Annotated in this window: 2 protein-coding genes; both read right to left on the bottom strand. The window is 41.1% G+C overall.

Annotation, left to right across the window (positions count from 1 at the left end; all coding sequences use genetic code 11):
* Window positions 1-66: 66 nt before the first annotated feature.
* Window positions 67-1,470 (bottom strand): TolC family protein, encoded by a 1,404-nt coding sequence (locus ACOVQ4_RS17925; RefSeq protein ID WP_421821988.1) that lies wholly within the window; start codon window positions 1,468-1,470, stop codon window positions 67-69.
* 48 nt (window positions 1,471-1,518) lie between these two features.
* A complete protein-coding gene (locus ACOVQ4_RS17920; protein ID WP_421821987.1) occupies window positions 1,519-4,647 on the bottom strand; it encodes an efflux RND transporter permease subunit in 3,129 nt (1,042 codons plus the stop codon).
* Between the last annotated feature and the right edge of the window lie 9 nt (window positions 4,648-4,656).

The following is a 4,656-nucleotide window of genomic DNA, read 5'->3' as shown; positions in this document are numbered from 1 at the left end:
GGGTTAGGTATTTTAGAAAATCACTTTATGCCTTTGCCACTTTGCACCTGTTCACTCAACGAAAAGCTATTCTACGCCTCCACCTAATGAACGGTATAATTCTGTGGTGGCGTCAAACTGCTCTTTACGAACACTGATGGCGTCTAACTCATTTTGGAGGGAATTATTGAGCGTCGTAATCACTTCCAGATAGCTTGCCATACCGTTTTTATAAAGCAATAAAGCATCTTTGGTGGCTTTGGAAAGAGCGTTATTTTTTGACTGAATCAGTTCCAAACGTTCCTTTGCCGCTGTTCCTCTACTCAAAGCTGTTGAAACTTCTCCAACGGCATTGAGTAAGCTCTGTTTGAAATTCAAAACAGCCTTTTCTCTTTCTATTACAGAAACTTCATAAGCTGTCTTTAAGGCTTTTTTATTAAAAATTGGTTGTGTGAGATTTACCCCCACAGTTTTGATTAAAGAACCTGGCAAGTCGAACCATGTATTTAGTTTGAAGGAGTTTGCTCCAATAGAAGGCGTCAAACTAATGCTTGGATACATCGCAATATTTGCCAAATTCATTTTTGCATTGGCAGATACCACTGCGTATTCGCTGGCTTTTACGTCGGGTCTACGACTGAGCAAATTGGCAGGAACTCCCTCCTTAAATAAAGCAGTTGGTAGCGCATCTTGCATACTTTTGGTTCGTTCGATGCTATTGGGATATTCTCCACATAAAATACTAAGCGCGTTTTCTTGTGCTACAATCGCCTGTTTTGCCACAGGAATCAATAATTCTGCGGTCTTTTTCTGCGCCTCTGCTTGTTCGACAGCCAACGAGGAGGTTTGTCCAGATTTGTATTGCAAGCGAATCATATTCAAGGTGGTATCTGACAAAGCGATATTCTTTTGAGCTACAGCAAGTTGTTCGTCTAGTGTCAAAAGATTAAAATAGGCTTGCGCCACTTGAGCAATCAGACGAGTTTTTAGCGCTGAAAGATTTTCCTTTTGCATAAAATACTCCGCCAAAGCAGACTCTTTATGGTTTTTGGCTTTTCCCCAAATATCAGCCTCCCATGACAAACGCACCGTAGCACTGTAATCGTCCATATATGCCGTTCCTAGAAATTGCTCACTCAAAGAACCGTTTAAGGAGTTTTTGGAAAGCCAAGTTCTGTTGGCTCCTAGACTAAAATCAAGGTTCGGGTACAAGCCTAGCTTTGCTTGCTGGTAATTCAAATCTAGTTGGCGTATAGTCAACACCGCTACAGATACATCGTTGTTTTTGGCAAGGGCTTTTTCTATCAAACCTACCAATTGAGGTTCTTTAAAAAAAGTTTTCCAAGGCAACTGAACAGAATCCGCAGTAGTCGAAATGGAGTTTCTGAAATGCTCAGGCATACTCACTTCGGGGCGACTGTATTTTTTGCCAACAGTACAGGCCGAAAGCATGGCTATCAATCCTATACTGATATATTTTGTTAGTTTCATGTTTATATTCTTTTCTAAAAATTAGAAAATGTGCTTTTCAGCATTTTCTTACGCTTTTTTTCCTGTTACTTTTTCTTGTAAAAACTGGAAAAACATATACAGAATAGGAATAATCACAATCCCTAGAACCACGCCACTCAACATCCCCATCGCTGCACTAGTACTAATCGAATGGTTACCTGTGGCAGTTCCTCCTTCGGAAATCATCAAGGGAATCATACCGACAATAAAGGCAAAGGAAGTCATGATGATAGGACGCAAACGGGCTCTTGCAGCATCTATTGCAGATTCCAAAATACTGAGTCCTGCACGACGACGTTGCACGGCAAATTCTACAATCAAAATGGCATTTTTGGCTAGCAAACCAATCAACATAATCATCCCGATTTGTACATAAATGTTGTTATCCAAGCCGATACTTCTAATTCCTAAAAATGCACCCAATAAGCCTGTTGGGATAGATAATAGTACTGCCATTGGCAATAAATAACTTTCGTACTGAGCTGATAACAAGAGATATACAAACAGCAAGCAGAGTCCTAAAATGCCCAAGGTTTGGTTACCAGAAGCTTTTTCTTCCAAACTCAAACCAGTCCATTCATAACTGTAATCGGCTGGGAGTTTGTCTAACACTTTTTCCAAATTGTCCATCAAAGCACCGTTACTTGTCCCCGGCATAGCATTTACATAAATCGTCAAGGCATTGTACAAATTATAGCGACTTACTGCTTCTGGTCCGTACACCTTGTTGAGTTTCACAATTGACTTGACAGGCACCATTTGTCCTTGTGGATTTTTGACATAAATTTCATCAAATGCCTGTTCGTCCATTCTAAACACCCCATCAGCTTTGATATTGACACGATAGAATTTTCCGAATCTTGAAAAATTCAAACTTTGGTCTCCAGCAAAATAGCTTTGGACTGTACCCAAAACCTGACTAACACTAAGTCCCATTTGTTTGGTTTTATCTTCGTCTACTTCGATTTCTAACTGAGGATAATCAGTACGGAATACCGTGTAGGCCGATGCTACACCAGGTACTTTCATGAGTTCGGCAATAACCTCGTCTGATTTAGCTTTGAGTATATTTGGACTTCTGCCTTTTCGGTCTTGCAAAACAATCTCAGCGCCATTGGTCAAACCATAACCATCAACTGGGGGAAGGCGCATTGTCATCACGGCACCTTCTTTAATGACAGACAGCTTTTGATTGACTACACCCATCAACTCGTCTATATCTTGTACTTTCCCACGGAGTTTTTTAGGTTTTAGTTTCACAAAACCTACCGCATAAGCAGGGCTAGTACTATTGTTCAAAAGGTTAAATCCAGTAATAGCAGTATTGTCTTCAACGGCTTCGAGTTCAGACAAAAGTTTATTGATTTTGTTGGCTACCTGGGTCGTAGGTGTCAGGGCTGTGCCCGGAGGCATACTCAATACGTAGGTGAACATATTGTCGTCTTCCATTGGCACAAAACTTCTTGGCGTAGAGTTCATGACCCAAGCCGAGGCCGCTATTACAATTGCCACTAAAGCTGTAGCCAACCACTTACGTACTGCCAGAAAGCGAATGATTTTTACATATCTATTGGTAAAATTGTTGAAACCGTAGTTGAACGCTACGTAAAATCTTTGGCCAAAACCTAGCTTTTTCTTTTCTCCATGATGCTCAGTTGCATGATTATTTTTTAATAAAAGTGCACATAAAGCAGGTGTCAAAGTCAGGGCATTTACCGCCGAAATAATGATAGAAATGGCAAGTGTGTAAGCAAATTGTTTATAGAAAATTCCTGCCGAACCAGTCATAAAACCAATCGGAATAAATACCGCCGACATCACGAGGGTAATGGATACCACCGCTCCCGTAATTTCGCTCATGGCCGAATGCGTGGCTTCTTTGGCACTCATATCGCTACCTTCCATTTTACTATGCACGGCCTCCACAACCACAATGGCGTCATCGACCACAATCCCGATTGCCAATACCAAGGCAAAAAGCGTGAGGATATTGATGGTAAAACCTAAAACTAATAAGAAAAAGAAGGTACCAATAATAGCCACAGGCACTGCAATGGCAGGAATAAGCGTTGAACGGAAATCCTGCAAAAACACAAACACTACAATAAATACCAAGATAAAGGCTTCGAACAAGGTAGATTTTACCTGATTAGTTGCCTCGTCCAAACGCTCTTTGGTACTGATAAGTTTGGAATATTTGATACTTGGAGGAAAAGATTTTGACAAACGTTCAATTTCTTTGTCAATGCCTATCTCGATGGCATTGGCGTTTGAGCCAGTGGTTTGCAAAATCGCAATGGTTACGGCATTGCGCATATTCGAGGAGTTTGAACCACTGTAAGAAATAGCCCCAAATTCTACACGTGCCACATCTTTCAGACGAATCATATTATTGCCTTGATTTTTTACAACAATATTATCGTAGTCTTCGGGCAAGTTTTTCTTTCCTTTATAACGAATCACATATTCGAGTGGTGCATCCGATTCTTCACCCAAACGACCGGGAGATGCCTCCAAACTTTGGTCTGCTATAGCAGCAGTAATTTCGGCTGGCGTAAGTCCATAACTGGCCATTTTTCGAGGATTCAACCAAATACGCATCGAATAATCTTTTACCCCAAAAACCATTGCTTGCCCTACACCCGGTACACGCTTGATTTGTGGAATCAAGTTGATATTGGCATAGTTTTGCAAAAAAGTTTCGTCGTACTTGTTGTTATCTTCCGTAAACAAGTTGAAAATCAGAATCATACTATTTTGCTGTTTCGAGGTGGTAAGACCCATACGGACTACCTCTTGTGGCAAAATAGGAGTGGCTTGTTGTACACGGTTTTGTACGTTTACGGCCGCTTGGTCAGGATTTACGCCTTGTTTAAAAATAACCGAAATAGAAAATGTACCATCATTACTAGCCGTAGACCTGATGTATTGCATGTTTTCAACCCCGTTGATTTGTTCTTCGAGCGGTGTTACTACCGAACGAATTACCGTTTCGCTGTTGCCCCCCGGATACGAGCCAGATACCATTACAGTTGGGGGCGAAATATCTGGAAAACGAGTGACAGATAGTCTGTCGAGACCCACAAATCCTAGAACCACGATGACAATCGAAATCACCGTAGCCAGCACAGGTCTATCTATTATTTTTGTTAGCATGGTTGGTTT

Source organism: Flectobacillus sp. (assembly GCF_049240685.1).
Lineage (GTDB): Bacteria > Bacteroidota > Bacteroidia > Cytophagales > Spirosomataceae > Flectobacillus.
This window is presented reverse-complemented; position numbering and strand designations above follow the sequence as displayed.